Source organism: Acidovorax sp. SUPP1855 (genome assembly GCF_030158955.1).
Lineage (GTDB): Bacteria > Pseudomonadota > Gammaproteobacteria > Burkholderiales > Burkholderiaceae_C > Paracidovorax.
Genome location: NZ_BQXI01000029.1, coordinates 55,148 through 70,680, shown reverse-complemented (window position 1 = coordinate 70,680; position 15,533 = coordinate 55,148). Strand labels below are relative to the sequence as shown.

Sequence of the window (15,533 nt, the reverse complement as noted above, 5' to 3'; positions counted from 1 at the left end):
CGGGCAACCCGCTCACCATCCGGCACTACCTGTGCGACCACCTGGGCACGCCGATCGGGCTGGTGGATGGCAACGGAGAGAAGGCCGGCGAGATCACCTGGGCGGCCAGCTACGGCGCCTGGGGAGAGGTGCAGGAGGAGTACAACCCGCATCGGATCGAGCAGAGCATCCGGCTGCAGGGCCAGCAGATCGATGCCGAGACGGGATTGCATTACAACCGCTTCCGGTACTACGACCCTCACCTGGGGCAGTACATCACGCAGGATCCGATCGGATTATCTGGTGGCGTGCATCCCAGTACCTATCCGGTCAATCCCGTTCAGTACATTGATCCGCTGGGTCTGTTCGAGTGGACCAATATCGAGATGCCGTCCCTTCCATCGTTCGATGGCAAAGGGGATACGGCTGTTTGCAGCTACTACGATGACATGGCGAAAAGCAAGCCCCAATGCAGTTACTACCCTGCCGGGGCATTGATATGCCGAGGCGAAAATATGAGTGTGAACGCGGTGGTCAAAACGGCCCTCGTCGCAGAGTCCGCCATTCAGGGAAAGTCGCTCAAGCAGTCCGAGGTTTTGACGAGCATCCGGGGGAAGCTGGTCGCCTCGGACAAGGCGGCGCAGGCCGCTGGCAAGGTCGATCAAAACGGCTGTACGCAAGGCAATGAAATCGATGCGTACCACGACAAGGCCTTCACCGAATCCGGAGTCAGCAAAAACTTCTATGGCGGTAATTTGTGGCCCCAGGGTACATGGCCGAATCCTGTGCCCCTGGATCCCTCGGCATGGAAATACGACCCCAGGAGAATTTGGAATTGATGAAGAACCCGCGTCCCGAAGCATTGCAGGCCCCTTCGAAATGGATGGCTTACGCGTGTTGGATTCCATTCGCCGTTCTGGGCTTGGGCATCCTCGTGTTCTTTCTGTCGATGGTCGCATCGGCCTTTCAGGAACTGCTGCCCAAATGGGTGGCAGCCCATGATTATTTGCCCAAGGCGATGGCCTATCTGCTGCTGGGCGCCCACGTCCTTCTGACTTCGGGCTTGGCTTTTCTCGTCTTCATCCTGTTTTTCATCAGGAACAAGCAGCCGCGGCACGGGTTTTTTGTGGGGATGTTTTTTCTCCTTTATTTTCCCTTGCGGGTGTTTTTCATCTTTATGGTGATGCCGCTTTTCCCGCTGTGGTTGGCTCTGGAATGCGGGGAAATCTGGGTGCTGAAAAAGATCTATCGCAAATTCCCGCAGCGGCTGGCACCCCCCTGACGGGAATCGGCCGTCGCAGCGACGCTTGCCGCTGTGATCGGCCGAGTCGGCGGCGCCCTCACTGCGGCAGGATGCCCGGCAGCAGCGGCCGGTCCAGCCGCTGGCGCCACCATTTGAGCGCCTCGCCCATGTGCTCGGGCTTCCAGGCGAGCCAGAAGGTCTCGTCGGGGCGGGGTTCCTCCACCGGCAGCTCCACCAGCACCCCCGTCTCCAGCTCCACCCGGATGCACGCGCGCGGCAGGAAGCCGTGGCCCAGGCCCGCCGCCTGGCAGGCGATCTTGGCCTGCATCGACGGCACGGTGATGCGGCGCTGGCCCGACTGCAGGCCCACGGTGCGGTCGGTGAGCGACCGCGCGCCGTCGCCCACCACCACGGCGGTGTGGTCCAGCAGGTCGCTGCGGGTGATCGGGCGCTGCAGCTGCGCCAGCGGGTGCGTGGCCGTCACGCAGAACACGAACGCCAGGCTGCCCACGGCCACCGCCTTGTAGCCGCCGCCGGCCGGGCCTTCGCCCGCCGCCACGACGATGTCGGCGCGGCCGTCGCGCAGCGCCTCCCAGGTGCCCGTGAGCGCCTCGCAGCCGATGCGCAGGCGCGTGCCGCAGTGCAGGTCCTCGAAGGCGCAGATGTCCTGGTTGAACGCGCTGGTGGGGATGAGCGAGTCGTGCACCAGCCGCAGCTCCGATTCGAACCCCGTGGCGATCTGCCGCATGCGCGATTCGAGCTGGTGCGCGGCCGTGAGCAGCCAGCGGCCTTCCTTGAGCATTTCCTGCCCCGCGGGCGTGAGCGCCACGCGCGGGCCGTTGCGGGTGAAGAGGGCGATGCCGAGCTGGTCCTCCAGCTTGCCGATGGCATAGGAGATGGTGGACGGCACCTTGTGCAGGCGCTCGGATGCGCCGGCGAACGAGCCGTGGCGGGCGATGGCGTCCACCAGTTCGATGGCTTCGAGGGTGAGTTTCAGCATGGGGGCAGGCCGGGGGATTGAATCATCGAAATTATCGATGATGGACGGCCAAACCTTTCAACCTGCGCCCCATCACGGCGCGGGATACTTTCTTCACCGCAGCACTGAAGACCAATGAAATCGAGGCGATTTCAGCGACAGGCCCCCAGTGTGAATTTCATCGAAGAAACCGAAAGGAAACGCACCATGCTCGACATCCGCAAAGCCCACCAGCGCGGCAACGCCAACCACGGCTGGCTGCATTCGCACCACACCTTCTCGTTCGGCCATTACCGCGATGCCAACCAGCAAGGCTTCTCGGACCTGCTGGTCATCAACGACGACCGCGTGGCGCCGGGCAAGGGCTTCGGCACGCACCCCCACCGCGACATGGAAATCTTCTCCTATGTGCTGGAAGGCGCGCTGGAGCATCAGGATTCGATGGGCACCGGCTCGGTCATCCGCCCCGGCGACGTGCAGATGATGAGCGCCGGCACCGGCGTGCGCCACAGCGAGTTCAACCACTCGGCCGAAGCGCCCGTGCACTTCCTGCAGATCTGGATCGTGCCCGGCGTGACCGGCGCCACGCCCCGCTACCAGCAGGTGCACTTCAGCGAAGCCGAAAAGCGCGGCCGGCTGCGGCTGATCATCTCGCCCGAAGGGGCCGACGGCTCGCTGGCCGTGCACCAGGATGCCCGCGTGCATGCCGGCCTGTTCGACGGCGACGAGGCCGCCGAACTGGACGTGGGCCCCGGCCGCAACGTGTATGTGCACGTGGCCCGCGGCAGCCTGGAGGTGAACGGCGAGCGCCTGTCCGAAGGCGACGGCGCCCGCATCCGCGACGCTGGCGCCCTGCGCTTTGCCAGGGGCGAAGGTGCCGAGGTGCTGGTGTTCGACCTGCGCCCCAACGAGCTGCCCGCCATGCCGCACTGATCGACAAGGGGCGGCGGCACCGCCGCCCCGCCTGCCTTCTTTGTTGTCTTTCGATTCCCCGTTTTTTTGTTTTCTCTCCTCCATTCACTCGATCCATCCAGGAGTTTTGCCATGACCGCCACCGCCACCCGCATCAACGCCGCCGCCAAGCCCGTCGCCACCGCCACGCCCGGCGCCACGCTGCTGAACCCGCAGGACCACACGCTGGTGATGATCGACTTCCAGTCGCAGATAGCCTTCGCCACGCATTCGATCGATGCGATCACGCTGCGCTCCAACGCCGGCCTGGTGGCCAGCGCGGCGGCGGGCTTCGGCGTGTCCACGATCCTGACCACCGTGGCGGAAAAGAGCTTCAGCGGCCCGATGTTCGAGGAGGTGACCGCGCCGTTCCCCGGCCAGGCGCTGTTGGACCGCACGTCGATGAACACCTGGGAGGACGAGGCCGTGATCCGCCGCATCAACGAGATCGGCAAGCCGCGCATCGTGCTGGCGGGCCTGTGGACCAGCGTGTGCATCGTGGGCCCGGCGCTGTCGGCGCTCGACCAGGGCTTCGAGGTGTACGTGATCGCCGATGCGAGCGGCGACATCTCCACCGAGGCCCACCACCGCGCCATGGAGCGCATGGTGCAGGCGGGTGCGCGGCCCATCACGGCGCTGCAGTATCTGCTGGAGCTGCAACGCGACTGGGCGCGCACGGACACGTACGACATGACGACCGGCATCGCCAGAAAGTTCGGCGGTGGCTACGGCCTGGGCATCACCTATGCCAAGGCCATGTTCAACGCCCACGAGGGTTGAAAAGAGCGCACCCTTCGCATTGCCAATCCCCCAAGGAGCCTGCCCATGACCCCGCCCACCCCTCCCGACCTGATCCTGTACAACGGCCGCTTCACCACGCTGGACCGCGCCAACCCCACGGCCAGTGCCGTGGCCATCGCGCAGGGGCGCTTCACCCGCGTCGGCAGCGACCGCGAGGTACTGGCGCTGGCCGGGCTGGGCACGCGGCGCATCGACTTGAACGGCCGCAGCGCGCTGCCGGGCCTGATCGACAACCACCTGCACATCATCCGCGGCGGGCTCAACTTCAACATGGAGTTGCGCTGGGACGGTGTGAAGAGCCTGGCCGATGCCATGGGCATGCTGCGGCGCCAGGTGGCGGTCACGCCCGCGCCGCAGTGGGTGCGCGTGGTGGGCGGGTTCACCGAACACCAGTTCGCGGAGAAGCGCCTGCCCACCATCGCCGAGCTGAACGCCGTGGCTCCGGACACGCCGGTTTTCATCCTGCACCTGTACGACCGCGCGCTGCTGAACGCCGCCGCGTTGCGCGCCGTGGGCTACACGCGCGACACGCCCGCGCCGCCCGGTGGCGAGATCGTGCGCGACAGCGCCGGCAATCCCACCGGGCTGCTGCTGGCCAAGCCCAATGCGGCCATCCTCTACGCCACGCTGGCCAAGGGCCCCAAGCTGCCGCACGCATACCAGGTGAACTCCACGCGCCACTTCATGCGCGAGCTGAACCGCCTGGGCGTGACGGGCGCCATCGATGCGGGCGGCGGCTTCCAGAGCTACCCCGACGACTACCAGGTGATCCAGGAACTGGCCGATGCCGATCAGCTCACCATCCGCCTGGGCTACAACCTGTTCACGCAAAAGCCGAAGCAGGAAAAGGAAGACTTCCTGAACTGGACGGCCACGTCGCAATACAAGCAGGGCACGGACTACTTTCGCCACAACGGCGCGGGCGAGATGCTGGTGTTCTCGGCGGCGGACTTCGAGGACTTCCGTCAGCCGCGCCCCGACATGGCGCCCGAGATGGAGGACGACCTCGAAGGCGTGGTGCGCATCCTGGCGCAGAACCGCTGGCCCTGGCGCATGCATGCCACCTACGACGAGACCATCGAGCGCGCGCTCGACGTGTTCGAGAAGGTCGATCGCGACACGCCCCTGGCCGGCCTGAACTGGTTCTTCGACCATGCCGAGACCATCTCGGAAAAGTCCATCGACCGCATCGCCGCTTTGGGCGGCGGCGTGGCGGTGCAGCACCGCATGGCCTACCAGGGCGAGTACTTCGTCGAGCGCTACGGCGCCGGCGCGGCCGAGGCCACGCCGCCCGTCAAGCGCATGCTGGACAAGGGCGTCAAGGTCTCGGCCGGCACCGATGCCACGCGCGTGGCCAGCTACAACCCGTGGGTGTCGCTGTCGTGGCTCATCACGGGCAAGACCGTGGGCGGCCTGCAGATCACGCCGCAGCGCAACTGCCTGGACCGCGAAGCGGCGCTGCGGCTGTGGACCGAGAACGTCACCTGGTTCAGCAACGAAGAAGGCAAGAAGGGCCGCATCCAGGCCGGCCAGCTGGCCGACCTGACCGTGCCCGACCGCGACTTCTTCGCCTGCCCCGAATCCGACATCGCCGACACCACGGCGCTGCTCACGGTGGTGGGCGGCAAGGTGGTGTATGGCGCCGGTGATTTCGCCCGCTTCGACGACGCGGCACCGCCGCCCGCCATGCCCGACTGGTCGCCCGTGCGCACCTTCGGCGGCTATGCCGGCTGGGGCACGCAGGAGGGCGCGCCGCTGCAGGCCGTGGTGCGCCGCGCCGCCGCCGCGTGCGCCTGCGCCAACGATTGCAACGTGCACGGCCACCAGCACGCCACGGCCTGGAGCAGCCGGCTGCCGATTGCCGACCTGAAGGGCTTTTGGGGCGCCCTGGGCTGCGCCTGCTGGGCGGTGTGACCGTGGCGAACGGAATGGACGCGCTGCGCGGCGCCTTCACCGCGCCCTGGGTGCAGTCGCTCGCGCTGCTGTGCCTGTGCGCGGCCTACCTGCAGGGCGGCATCGGCAAGGCGCGAGACTTCGCCGGCGCCGTGGCCGAGATGCGCCGTTTCGGCCTGGCGCCCGCCGCGCCCGTCGCGGTGGCCACCATCGCGCTGCAGCTGGGCGCCTCGCTGCTCATCGTCTCGGGCTGGCACCGCTGGCTGGGCGCGCTGGCGCTGGCCGGATTCACCGTGCTGGCGGCGTTCCTGGCCGACCGCTTCTGGCAGGTGGCACCGCCCGAGCGACAGCGCGCCGCCAACGCATTCTTCGAACATTGGGGCCTGGTGGGCGGCATGCTGCTCGTCGCCTGGCACGACCTGGGAGGCCTCTATGGCACATGACGATCACCCACACGATTCACCGTCCGCCGCGGCCACCGCCGCGCCCGCACCTTCGGGCAGCTTCGCGCCGCTGCGCCTGCCGCTGTTCGCGGTGCTGTGGTCCGCCACGGTGCTGGGCAACATCGGCAGCTTCATGCGCGACGTGGCCAGTTCGTGGATGGTGACCGAGCTGTCGTCCAGTCCCGCCGCCGTGGCGCTGGTGCAGACGGCGGCCACGCTGCCGATCTTCCTGCTCGCGATCCCGGCCGGCGTGCTGTCGGACATTCTGGACCGCCGGCGCTTTCTGATCGCCGTGCAGGTGCTGCTGGCCTGCGTGAGCGGCACGCTGCTGGTGATGGCGCGCACGAACACGCTCACCGTGGAATCGCTCATCGCGCTCACCTTCGTGGGCGGCATCGGCGCGGCGCTCATGGGGCCCACCTGGCAGTCCATCGTGCCCGAACTGGTACCCCGCAGCGAGCTGAAAAGCGCCGTGGCGCTCAATTCGCTGGGCATCAACATCGCCCGCGCCATCGGCCCCGCGGCCGGCGGCCTGCTGCTGGCCAGCTTCGGCGCGGCCGCGGCCTACGGCCTGGACGTGGCGAGCTACGGCTTCGTGATCGCCGCGCTTCTGTGGTGGAAGCGCCCCAAGGCCGAGCCCACCGGGCTGAACGAGCAGTTCTTCGGCGCCTTCCGCGCCGGGCTGCGCTACGCGCGCGCCAGCCGCGAACTGCACGTGGTGCTGCTGCGCGCAGCGGTGTTCTTTCTGTTCGCCAGTTCCGTCTGGGCGCTGCTGCCGCTGGTGGCGCGGCGCATGCTGGGCGGCACGGCGGGCTTCTACGGCGTGATGCTGGGCGCGGTCGGTGCCGGGGCCATCCTCGGCGCGGTGCTGCTGCCCCGCCTGCGCAAGCGCCTGGATGCCGACGGGCTGGTGCTGCTGGCCTCGCTGCTCACCGCGGGCGTGATGGCCGTGCTCACCCTGGCGCCGCCGCGCGAGGCCGCCGTGGCGCTCATGCTGGTGCTGGGCCTGGGCTGGATCATCGCGCTCACCACGCTCAACGGCGTGGCCCAGGCCGTGCTGCCCAACTGGGTGCGCGGCCGGGGCCTGGCGATCTACCTCATGGTGTTCAACGGCGCCATGGCCGCCGGCAGCCTGGGCTGGGGCCTGGTGGCGGGGCAGGCGGGCCTGCCGGCCACGCTGCTGGCCGGCGCGGGCGGCCTGGTGCTGGCGGCGTGGCTCTTTCACCGCGTGAAGCTGCCCACCGGCGAAGCCGACCTGCAGCCGTCCAACCACTGGCCCGAGCCGCTGCTGGCCGAGCCTGTGGCGCAAGACCGCGGCCCGGTGATGGTGCAGATCGAGTACCGCGTGCGCACGCCCGACCTGCCCGCGTTCCTGCAGGCCATGCAGCACGTGGCGCGCGAGCGCCGCCGCGACGGCGCCTATGCCTGGGGCGTGGCGGAACACTCCGCCGAGCCTGGCCGCGTGATCGAGTGGTTCCTGGTCGAGTCGTGGGCCGAGCACCTGCGCCAGCACGGCCGCGTCTCCAAGGCCGACGCGGACCTGCAGGCCGAGGCGCTGCGCTACCACGTGGGGCCGGAGCGGCCGGCAGTGCACCACTATCTGGCGCTGGATGCGCAGAGCGTGGCGGCGGGTGCGGCGTGATGCTGGCGGGGCGGTGGCTGCCGTTACGGGCGTGGCGGGCCGGACGCCGCCACGCCGGATTTCAGGTCGAAAAGGGCTCCAGCACAATATCCACTAGGGCATTATGCTATTAAATTAATAGCATTTTTTTGCCGGTGCTGCAGGGCCGATGGCGCCGGGCTGGAGCTGCGTCTGCGTCAGGCCACCCGCGCTTCGATGCGCGCGGCACGTGTCATGGTCAACGCTATTCGAGAACGGATGCAAATTTCGGGAGATGAAGAGTGGCTGACACGACCGCTCGACAAGGCGAGAGCAGAGGATTTCCGAACCCTGCAAACCAAGCGTGGGTTTCTCTCCACGACCCAGCAGTGGTTGCCCAGGCCCGCAGCATTCCAGTCCCTCAGCCGTCGCCGGCAGGTCAGCTTTCGGCAGGTCGTGCCAGCCGGTCTCAGTGCGCAGGGAACGCCAGCAGGTACTCCCAGCTCATGCTGGTGGTGCGTGGGTCATTGGCCACCGGCACGCGGCGGATCGCCAGCAACTGATTGATGCCCGCCGTGGGCGTGACCGTCGCAGTGCCGTCTTCAGCCGTCGTGACGGGCGCCCCCCTCTCGCCCAGCGACAGCCGGATGCCGGCGATGGGCTTCCCATCGAACAGCACGCGCACACGCATGGGTTGGCCTGCATCGGGCGTGTCCGCCTCCAGGGCCACGATCTCGAATTGTTGCCCCAATTCCTTCTTTGCGATCACGCCCCACTGGATGATGGTCTTGTGGTACTTGAGCGCATGCACACCACTGGTGGCGCCGGGGTTCTCGGTCATGGGCTTGTTCACCATCTGGCCACCCTCGACCTTGCTGAAGAAACCGTTGTCGAAGTGGGCCGCCAGCAACGCGGCCTGGCGCTCGGGCTTCACGCGCACCCCATCGGGCCGGGGTTCCACCGCCACGTCGATCTTGCGGCCACGGCGATCGAAGGCCTGCAGGCTCTTCAGCTTGTGAGCGGGGTAGGTCTCCAGCTGGCCTTCGTGCCCGCCGAACTGCACGAGGTAGCCGCCGCTGGCATCAGGCTCCAGCCAGACGTTGTGGGCCTGCACGGAGCCCAGGCCCAGGGCCAGCGCTGTGATGGCCAGCAGGCGCAGGAGTGGTGTCGGGGTGGTGGTTTTCATGGCGTTCTCCTGGATTGCCTGAGCTTCCTGGATCGGGTGGTCACAGGTCAGAATTGCAGCTTGGTGCCGAGCTTGAAGGTCCGCGGCGCACCGGATGCGAAGACCTGCGTGCCTCCGATGACCGAGGCCGAGGTGGCATAGGCCTTGTCGCTCACATTGGCGATGGCGGCGTAGATCTCATAGCGGTTGGCGACTCGGTACGCAGCGCTCAGGTCCACCGTGGCATAGCCGCCATAGCCCACGCTGTTGTCGGCGTTCACCGCATAGGCGCCCACCCGGCGCCAAGTGGCAGTGGTGGACCAGTCCGCGGCAGGCCGCCAGGTGGCGCTCACCGTGGCCATGTAGCGCGGCACGCCGGCCACTTGCTTGCCGATGAGGGCCGCATTGCCGTTCTCGGTGATGCGCGAATGCGCGCTGCCCCAGGTGAGGGCCAGGTCCACGTCGCGGTGTGCTGCCCACAGGGCGCTGGCCTCCACGCCGCTGCGCCGCGTGGCGCCATTGTTCTCGTACACGCCGGGGGCCACGGTGCGGATCTCGTCGGAGGAGGTGAGGCGGAAGGCCGCTACATCCAGCACCAGGCCCTGCACGGGCTTGAACTGCGCACCCACCTCGGTCTGGCGAAAGACGTTGGGGTCGAGCGTGGCGGCGCCCAGTGCGTACTTGGCGAAGGTGCTGGGCAAGGCAAAGCCCTCGGCCCAGCTGGCGCGCAGCTGCACGCCCGGCGCGACGTCGGAGCGCACGCCCAGCTTGGGGCTGGCATGGGACATCCTGGCCAGCGGGCCGCAGGGGTCGGTACCCGTCTCGGCACCGTTGCGCTCGCAATTGCCGGTGAAACGGTCCCAGCGCAGTCCGGCCGAGGGTTTGAACAGAGGGTGGATGGGCGCTTCGATCTCTCCGAAGGCCGAGACACTGTTCAGCTTCGAGGTGCGGTTGTTGATGGCAGGGGCCAGGCGCGCACGGTTGTCCAGCCCGTCGAAGTACAGGTAGTCGGTGGCTTCGCGGAAAGTCTCCAGCCCGGCCACCCAGTTCAGCGGGGTTCCTGCCACCGGGGTGCGGCCGTTCAGGCTGGTGCCTGCACCATGGACATTGCGGTCGTAAGTCTCCTCGCGCTGGCGCCAGGTGGTGGCATTGACCGGGCGGCTGAACCAGCGTGTGAAGTCCTGCTGCGTGGTGTAGGCAAACGTCAGCAGCTTCACGTCGGGCGAGAGTGCGTAGTTCACGTCCGCGCGCAGCGTGGCGAAGTGCTTGTTGGCGCCATCGTTCATGGCGCGCGGGTCCTTGCCATAGGGGTTCTGCGCGAACTGCGCGGCCGTGACGTAGCCGGGCGAATCGCCATCGGCCTCGTGCCAGCGGCCCGACAGCGCTACGTCCAGGTCGGCGCTGATGCGCTTGCTCCAGCGGCCTGCCAATGTGCTGCGGTGATCGTCCGACTGTGCCCGGAAGCCATCGGTGCGGTCGTGCTGCGCCGCCAGGTTCAGGTATTCCCCCTCACCCAGTTTGAGACCCCATGCGCCTTGCAGATCCACCGTGCTATGGGAGCCGAGACTCGCATCCACCTCCCGGTACTCTCCACGCTTGCGCGTCTCTATCGCCATCAGCCCGGCGCGATTGAAGTTGCCGTACAGCGCCGATACGGGGCCCTTGTAGAGTGTGAAGCGCTCGATCTCCAGCGGCACGATGACATTGAGGTCCACATACCCATCGGCGTGCGACATGGCTTCGTTCAGCGGAATACCGTCGAGCACGACGCCCACGTCGCCGCCATGCCCACCACCGCCAAAGCCGCGCATCACGATGGTGTCGGCCACGCCCGAGAGCTGGTAGTTCTGCACGTTCATTCCGGGCACATGGCGCAGCAGCTCTGTCGGCTGGCTCACATGCTTGTCGCCGATCTCTTCGCTGTCGAAGCTCGTGCTGGAATAGGCGGAGGCAGCCCCCTGCAGCGCCTGACCTTTGATCTCGATGGAGTCCAGGGTGGGCGAGGCTTCCTGAGCCGCTGCACACTGGGCTCCAAGGGCCAGCACCATGGCGGCGTACAGGGGGCGACCATGCAGATTGCTGGCCTGGTGCAGGAAGGGACCTCGTGTCATGGGTTTTGCGGTATGAAATGAAGACGCAGGACCGGTGGGCCACGCAGGGGCCATCCCGATCACGGGTCTTGCGCAGTTGCGTCATATGCCCGCGCAGGAGGTCGCGGATGGCGCCATGGCGTTGCAGCACAGTTCCAAGGCTCGCCGAGTATGAAGAACTGCCGTTTGATCTTCAATACGCCGCATGGCGTATCGCAGCCCCCAGCCGAGGCACTGGTTCATCCAGGCGCCCAGCGGTGGGGCGGCCGCAACGGGACCCGGCTGGCGCGGCGCGCGGGGCGACGATTGAGGACCTCCTTCGTGCAGGCGAAGGCATCGTGCCCGTTGTTGTGGCCGAGGCAGCCGCCATGCGCGGCGACAAGGCCACTTGCCGCTTACGCCTTCACATCAACCACCGGTTCGAAGCCCCCAAAGATCATGCGTTTGCCGTCAAAGGGCATGGGCAGGTTGCCGGGAACAGAGGGGTCCATGCGCGGGTCTTCCATCATCTTCTTCATCCCTGCGTCGCGCGTGGCCTTGTCTGGCCATTCAACCCAGGAAAAAGCCACCGTCTCCTCTGCCGTGGCCTGCACTGCTCTGCGGAAATCGGTGACCTTGCCGTCGGGGACATCGTCGCCCCAGCACTCGATCACGCGGATCGCCCCCAACTCGATGAATATGGGATCGAGCGTACGGGCATGCTCGATGAACTTTTGCTTGTTGGCGGTAGGGACTGCAATCACGAAACCATCGATGTACGACATGTCATCACTCCTGTTGGATTGATCGTTGGCGCGCTTGTTGGGGCATGCCCCGTATTCCTTCCGCTGGCGGCAGGAGAACCAAGTCGACCGGCAGGACGGACCGGGGGCAACGGGTTTTGAGAGGCGCAAGAACCGCGCAAAAGCCTATCGCTTCCGACAGCGCGGCCCTCTCAGGATAGACCCTCGGGACGCAGACCACTGCCGCTGCAAGATTCTCCAATCATTGCGTGGGCTGGCCGGCCTGCGCACGGACCATGAATGAAAAGGCGCGCCGTGGTCCGGGCAAGTGGCGCCGTGCGCATCAAGCCTCGGACACCGCCGCCACTTCCACCACGCAGTCGTAGAACGTGGGCGCCGCGCCGATATCGGACAGGGCCTGGCTGGTCAACTCGTTCACGTTGGTGCCGTTCACGCCGAACTTGCGCCACCAGATGCCCAGGCCGTTGACCACGCCGGGGCGGGCGCGGCCGTTCACGGCGGCGTGGCATTCGTAGCTGCCGCGGTCGTTGAACACGCGCACCCGCGTGCCGTCGGCGATGCCGCGCGGGGCGGCGTCGTCGGGGTGGATCTCCAGCACCGGCTGCGTCTCGATGTTGCGCAGGCTCTGCACGTTCACGAAGGTGGAGTTGAGGAAGTTGCGCGCGGGCGGCGAGATCATGGCCAGCGGGTAGCGGCCGCCGGGCTGCGGCAGCTCGTGGTTGGGCACGTGCACCGGCACGGGCGGCAGACCCTGGGCCGCCAGCCGCTCGCTGTAGAACTCGCACTTGCCCGACGGTGTGTGAAAGCCGCCTTCGGCGAACGGCGCATCGGGCAGGGGCAGGGGCGCGAAGCCCACTTCCAGCAGCTGTCCGAAGTCGATGCGATCGCCGTAGGCCTGGCGGCACAGGGCCTCGTCGCTGTCGGCAAAGCAGGGCTCGGTGTAGCCCATGCGCTCGGCCAGGTCGCGGAAGATGCGGGCGTTGGAGCGCGACTCGCCCAGCGGCGCGATGGCCGGGCGGTTGAGCAGCACGTCGGTGTGGCCGTAGGAGACGTGCACGTCCCAGTGCTCCAGCTGCGTGGTGGCGGGCAGCAGGTAGTCGGCGTAGTCGGCCGTGTCGGTGCGAAAGTGCTCCAGCACCACGGTGAACAGGTCGTCGCGGGCGAAGCCCCGGGCCACCTGCGCGGAATCGGGCGCCACGGCCACGGGGTTGCTGTTGTAGACCACGACGGCCTCGATCTTCGGGCCGAACTCCGGCGAGGATTCGCGCAGCAGGTCGTCGCCGATGGTCACCATGTTGATGGTGCGCGGCACCGGGCCCGTGTGCAGGTCGGGGCGCTGCAACTGGGCGCGCTGCACGGGAAAGTGGCCGGAGCTCGACAGCAGCAGGCCGCCCGCGCGGTGGCGCCACGCGCCGGTGAGCGCGGGCAGGCAGGCCACGGCGCGCGTGGCGTTGCCACCGCCGCGCACGCGCTGCATGCCGTAGTTCAGGCGGATGGCGGCGGGCCGCGTGGTGCCGTAGTCGCGTGCCAGCTGGCGGATCTGCTCCACGGGCAGGCCGCAGACCTCGGCCGCGCGCTCGGGCGGCCACTGCAGCGCGTTCTCGCGCAGCGCGTCCCAGCCCACGGTGTACTGCGCGATGTAGTCGTGGTCGAGCCAGTCGTTGGCGATCAGTTCGTGCATGAGCGACAGGGCCAGGGCCGCGTCGGTGCCGGGGCGCAGCTGCAGGTGTTCGTGGCACTTCTCGGCGGTCTCGCTCTTGCGCGGGTCGATGCACACCAGCCGGGCGCCATCGCGCTTGGCCTGCTGCGCGTAGCGCCAGAAGTGCAGGTTGCTGCCGATGGAGTTGCTGCCCCAGATGACGATGAGGCGCGATTCGGCGAAGAACTCCACCTTCATGCCCAGCTTGCCGCCCAGCGTGTAGTTCAGGCCCTCGCCGCCGGCGGTGGAGCAGATGGTGCGGCCCAGCTGCGATGCGCCCAGCCGGTTGAAAAAGCGCCGGTCCATGCTTTCGCCCTGCACCAGGCCCATGGTGCCGGCATAGCTGTAGGGCAGGACGGCCTGCGGGGCGTGGGCGGCGATGCGCGTCAAACGCGCGGCGATATCGGTGAGCGCCTCGTCCCATGTCACCGCCTCGAACTGTGCCCCCGGGCCCTTGGGGCCGACGCGCCGCAGCGGCTGCAGCAGGCGGTCGGGGTGGTTCGTGCGCTCGGCATAGCGCGACACCTTGGCGCACAGCACGCCGCCGGTGTGGCCGTGCGCCGGGTTGCCCTGCACGCGGGTGGCCACGCCGTTGTCCACGGTGGTGAGCAGGGCGCAGGCGTCGGGGCAATCGTGGGGGCAGGCCCCGCGCACTTGCCGGACCGGCTCGGAAAGGGGGGGGATTTCAGTCGTGGACATAGGGGTTTTCCTGTCGATACACTCACCGACCAGCAGCGATGGCGGGGTGGCGACCCCGCAGAACGTCGACGTTTTTGATCGAAGAGGGGATTTCACCATGAAGCATATTGCGTTGGGGCGCAGACGGTTTTCCATCGGCCTGGGGGCCGCCGCGCTCGGCGGTTTCGGGCTGGCACGGGCGCAATCGGAGGCGCCGATCGTGCTGGGACAGTCCGCCCCGTTCAGCGGGCCCGCCGCGCAACTGGGGGTGCAACTGCACCAGGGGGCCCAGCTTTACTTCGAGCAGTGGAATGCCCAGGCGGGCTCCGGCCGGCGCACGGTGGAGCTGCGCACGCTGGACGACGGCTACGAGCCCGACCGCTGCGCCGCCAACACGCGCAAGTTCATCACCGACGACGTATTCGCGCTGTTCGGCTACGTAGGCACGCCCACCAGCCTGGCGGCGATGCCGCTGCTCACGCAGGCCAAGCTGCCGTTCTTCGCGCCGTTCACCGGGGCCGAGGCCTTGCGCCAGCCCCTGAACCGGCTGGTGTTCCATGTGCGGGCCTCGTACAACGACGAGACCGCCGCCATCGTGAACAAGCTCACCCACCTGGGCCTGAGCAAGATCGGCGTTTTCTACCAAAACGATGCCTATGGCAAGGCGGGCCTGGATGGCGTGGCGCTGGCACTGGGCGCCCACAAGCTCGCCCCGGTGGCGCAGGCCACGGTCGAGCGCAATTCGGTGGACGTGGCCGCGGCGGTACGCACCCTGGTGGCGGCCCGGCCCGAGGCGGTCGTGCAGGTCAGCACCTATGCCGCCAGCGCTGCCTTCGTGCGCGCCGCGCGCAAGGCGGGCTACGGCGGCACATTCTACAACCTGTCGTTCGTGGGCACGCAGGCGCTGATGGACGAGCTCAAGGCCGACGGCGCGGGCGTGGTGGTCTCGCAGGTGATGCCCTCGCCCTACCAGTCCGCCCGGCAGCTCACGCGGGAGTTCCAGGACGCGATCAAGAAGGGCGGCAACAAGGTCCAGGCCAATTACTCCAGCCTGGAGGGCTACCTGGCCGCGCGCGTGTTCACCGAGGGGTTGCGCCAGGCCGGCGGCCGGCCCACGCGCGAATCGCTGATCTCGGCGCTGGAAGGGTTCGGCACGCAGCAGATCGCGGGCTTCCAGGTGGCGTTCGGCCCCGGCAACCACATGGGGTCGCACTTCGTGGAGATGTCGATGCTCACGGGCGACGGCCGCGTGCGCGTCTGATCCGGCGC

At 67.8% G+C, this 15,533-nt stretch carries 13 protein-coding genes; 8 read left to right on the top strand and 5 right to left on the bottom strand.

Annotation, left to right across the window (positions count from 1 at the left end):
• Together AVMA1855_RS21015 and AVMA1855_RS21010 are read left to right on the top strand one after the other, a co-directional pair.
• On the top strand, window positions 1–818 hold an 818-nt coding region (locus tag AVMA1855_RS21015), incomplete at its 5' end, for an RHS repeat-associated core domain-containing protein (RefSeq protein ID WP_284427198.1).
• Entirely contained in the window at window positions 818–1,261 is a 444-nt protein-coding gene (locus AVMA1855_RS21010) for a hypothetical protein (RefSeq protein ID WP_284427197.1), read from the top strand. The genes AVMA1855_RS21015 and AVMA1855_RS21010, both read left to right, overlap by 1 nt.
• Window positions 1,262–1,319: 58 nt before the next feature.
• On the opposite strand, the gene AVMA1855_RS21005 is transcribed toward AVMA1855_RS21010, so the two are convergent.
• A complete protein-coding gene (locus tag AVMA1855_RS21005) occupies window positions 1,320–2,222 on the bottom strand; it encodes a LysR family transcriptional regulator (RefSeq protein WP_284427196.1) in 903 nt (300 codons plus the stop codon).
• Between the two features lie 186 nt (window positions 2,223–2,408).
• Here AVMA1855_RS21005 and AVMA1855_RS21000 point away from each other — a divergent pair, with 186 nt between their 5' ends.
• The 5 genes from AVMA1855_RS21000 (at window position 2,409) to AVMA1855_RS20980 (ending at window position 7,931) form a co-directional block, all read left to right on the top strand.
• A complete protein-coding gene (locus tag AVMA1855_RS21000) occupies window positions 2,409–3,134 on the top strand; it encodes a pirin family protein (RefSeq protein WP_284427195.1) in 726 nt (241 codons plus the stop codon).
• Between the two features lie 111 nt (window positions 3,135–3,245).
• A complete protein-coding gene (locus AVMA1855_RS20995; protein ID WP_284427194.1) occupies window positions 3,246–3,932 on the top strand; it encodes a hydrolase in 687 nt (228 codons plus the stop codon).
• Window positions 3,933–3,977: 45 nt separating this feature from the next.
• Window positions 3,978–5,867: an amidohydrolase gene (locus tag AVMA1855_RS20990; RefSeq protein ID WP_284427193.1), complete on the top strand. Its 1,890-nt coding sequence runs from the start codon at window positions 3,978–3,980 to the stop codon at window positions 5,865–5,867.
• A 14-nt stretch (window positions 5,868–5,881) separates the two neighbouring features.
• Window positions 5,882–6,289, top strand: a complete 408-nt coding sequence (locus AVMA1855_RS20985; RefSeq protein ID WP_284427201.1) for a DoxX family protein — start codon at window positions 5,882–5,884, stop codon at window positions 6,287–6,289.
• Window positions 6,279–7,931 (top strand): MFS transporter, encoded by a 1,653-nt coding sequence (locus tag AVMA1855_RS20980; protein WP_284427192.1) that lies wholly within the window; start codon window positions 6,279–6,281, stop codon window positions 7,929–7,931. The genes AVMA1855_RS20985 and AVMA1855_RS20980 overlap by 11 nt, the downstream gene beginning before the upstream one ends.
• A gap of 427 nt (window positions 7,932–8,358) precedes the next feature.
• On the opposite strand, the gene AVMA1855_RS20975 is transcribed toward AVMA1855_RS20980, so the two are convergent.
• The 4 genes from AVMA1855_RS20975 to AVMA1855_RS20960 form a co-directional block, all read right to left on the bottom strand.
• Entirely contained in the window at window positions 8,359–9,075 is a 717-nt protein-coding gene (locus AVMA1855_RS20975) for a DUF4198 domain-containing protein (protein WP_284427191.1), read from the bottom strand.
• A gap of 47 nt (window positions 9,076–9,122) precedes the next feature.
• Complete coding sequence (locus AVMA1855_RS20970) at window positions 9,123–11,165, bottom strand: TonB-dependent receptor (RefSeq protein WP_284427190.1); 2,043 nt, start codon at window positions 11,163–11,165, stop codon at window positions 9,123–9,125.
• Window positions 11,166–11,539: 374 nt separating this feature from the next.
• Window positions 11,540–11,908, bottom strand: coding sequence for a DUF1428 domain-containing protein (locus AVMA1855_RS20965; RefSeq protein WP_284401463.1), 369 nt, complete (start codon window positions 11,906–11,908; stop codon window positions 11,540–11,542).
• A 301-nt stretch (window positions 11,909–12,209) separates the two neighbouring features.
• Window positions 12,210–14,285: a molybdopterin-containing oxidoreductase family protein gene (locus tag AVMA1855_RS20960; protein WP_284427189.1), complete on the bottom strand. Its 2,076-nt coding sequence runs from the start codon at window positions 14,283–14,285 to the stop codon at window positions 12,210–12,212.
• A gap of 97 nt (window positions 14,286–14,382) precedes the next feature.
• Here AVMA1855_RS20960 and AVMA1855_RS20955 point away from each other — a divergent pair, with 97 nt between their 5' ends.
• Window positions 14,383–15,525 (top strand): ABC transporter substrate-binding protein, encoded by a 1,143-nt coding sequence (locus AVMA1855_RS20955; protein WP_284427188.1) that lies wholly within the window; start codon window positions 14,383–14,385, stop codon window positions 15,523–15,525.
• Window positions 15,526–15,533 lie beyond the last annotated feature (8 nt).

What these genes read in the sequence shown, in the direction of transcription:
- AVMA1855_RS20985 (WP_284427201.1), top strand. Translation starts at nt 5,882, where the DNA reads ATGGACGCGCTGCGCGGCGCCTTCACCGCGCCCTGGGTGCAGTCGCTC.
- AVMA1855_RS20995 (WP_284427194.1), top strand. Translation starts at nt 3,246, where the DNA reads ATGACCGCCACCGCCACCCGCATCAACGCCGCCGCCAAGCCCGTCGCC.
- AVMA1855_RS20990 (WP_284427193.1), top strand. Translation starts at nt 3,978, where the DNA reads ATGACCCCGCCCACCCCTCCCGACCTGATCCTGTACAACGGCCGCTTC.
- AVMA1855_RS20980 (WP_284427192.1), top strand. Translation starts at nt 6,279, where the DNA reads ATGGCACATGACGATCACCCACACGATTCACCGTCCGCCGCGGCCACC.
- AVMA1855_RS21000 (WP_284427195.1), top strand. Translation starts at nt 2,409, where the DNA reads ATGCTCGACATCCGCAAAGCCCACCAGCGCGGCAACGCCAACCACGGC.
- AVMA1855_RS21005 (WP_284427196.1), bottom strand. Translation starts at nt 2,222, where the DNA reads ATGCTGAAACTCACCCTCGAAGCCATCGAACTGGTGGACGCCATCGCC.
- AVMA1855_RS20955 (WP_284427188.1), top strand. Translation starts at nt 14,383, where the DNA reads ATGAAGCATATTGCGTTGGGGCGCAGACGGTTTTCCATCGGCCTGGGG.
- AVMA1855_RS20965 (WP_284401463.1), bottom strand. Translation starts at nt 11,908, where the DNA reads ATGTCGTACATCGATGGTTTCGTGATTGCAGTCCCTACCGCCAACAAG.
- AVMA1855_RS21010 (WP_284427197.1), top strand. Translation starts at nt 818, where the DNA reads ATGAAGAACCCGCGTCCCGAAGCATTGCAGGCCCCTTCGAAATGGATG.
- AVMA1855_RS20960 (WP_284427189.1), bottom strand. Translation starts at nt 14,285, where the DNA reads ATGTCCACGACTGAAATCCCCCCCCTTTCCGAGCCGGTCCGGCAAGTG.
- AVMA1855_RS20970 (WP_284427190.1), bottom strand. Translation starts at nt 11,165, where the DNA reads ATGACACGAGGTCCCTTCCTGCACCAGGCCAGCAATCTGCATGGTCGC.
- AVMA1855_RS20975 (WP_284427191.1), bottom strand. Translation starts at nt 9,075, where the DNA reads ATGAAAACCACCACCCCGACACCACTCCTGCGCCTGCTGGCCATCACA.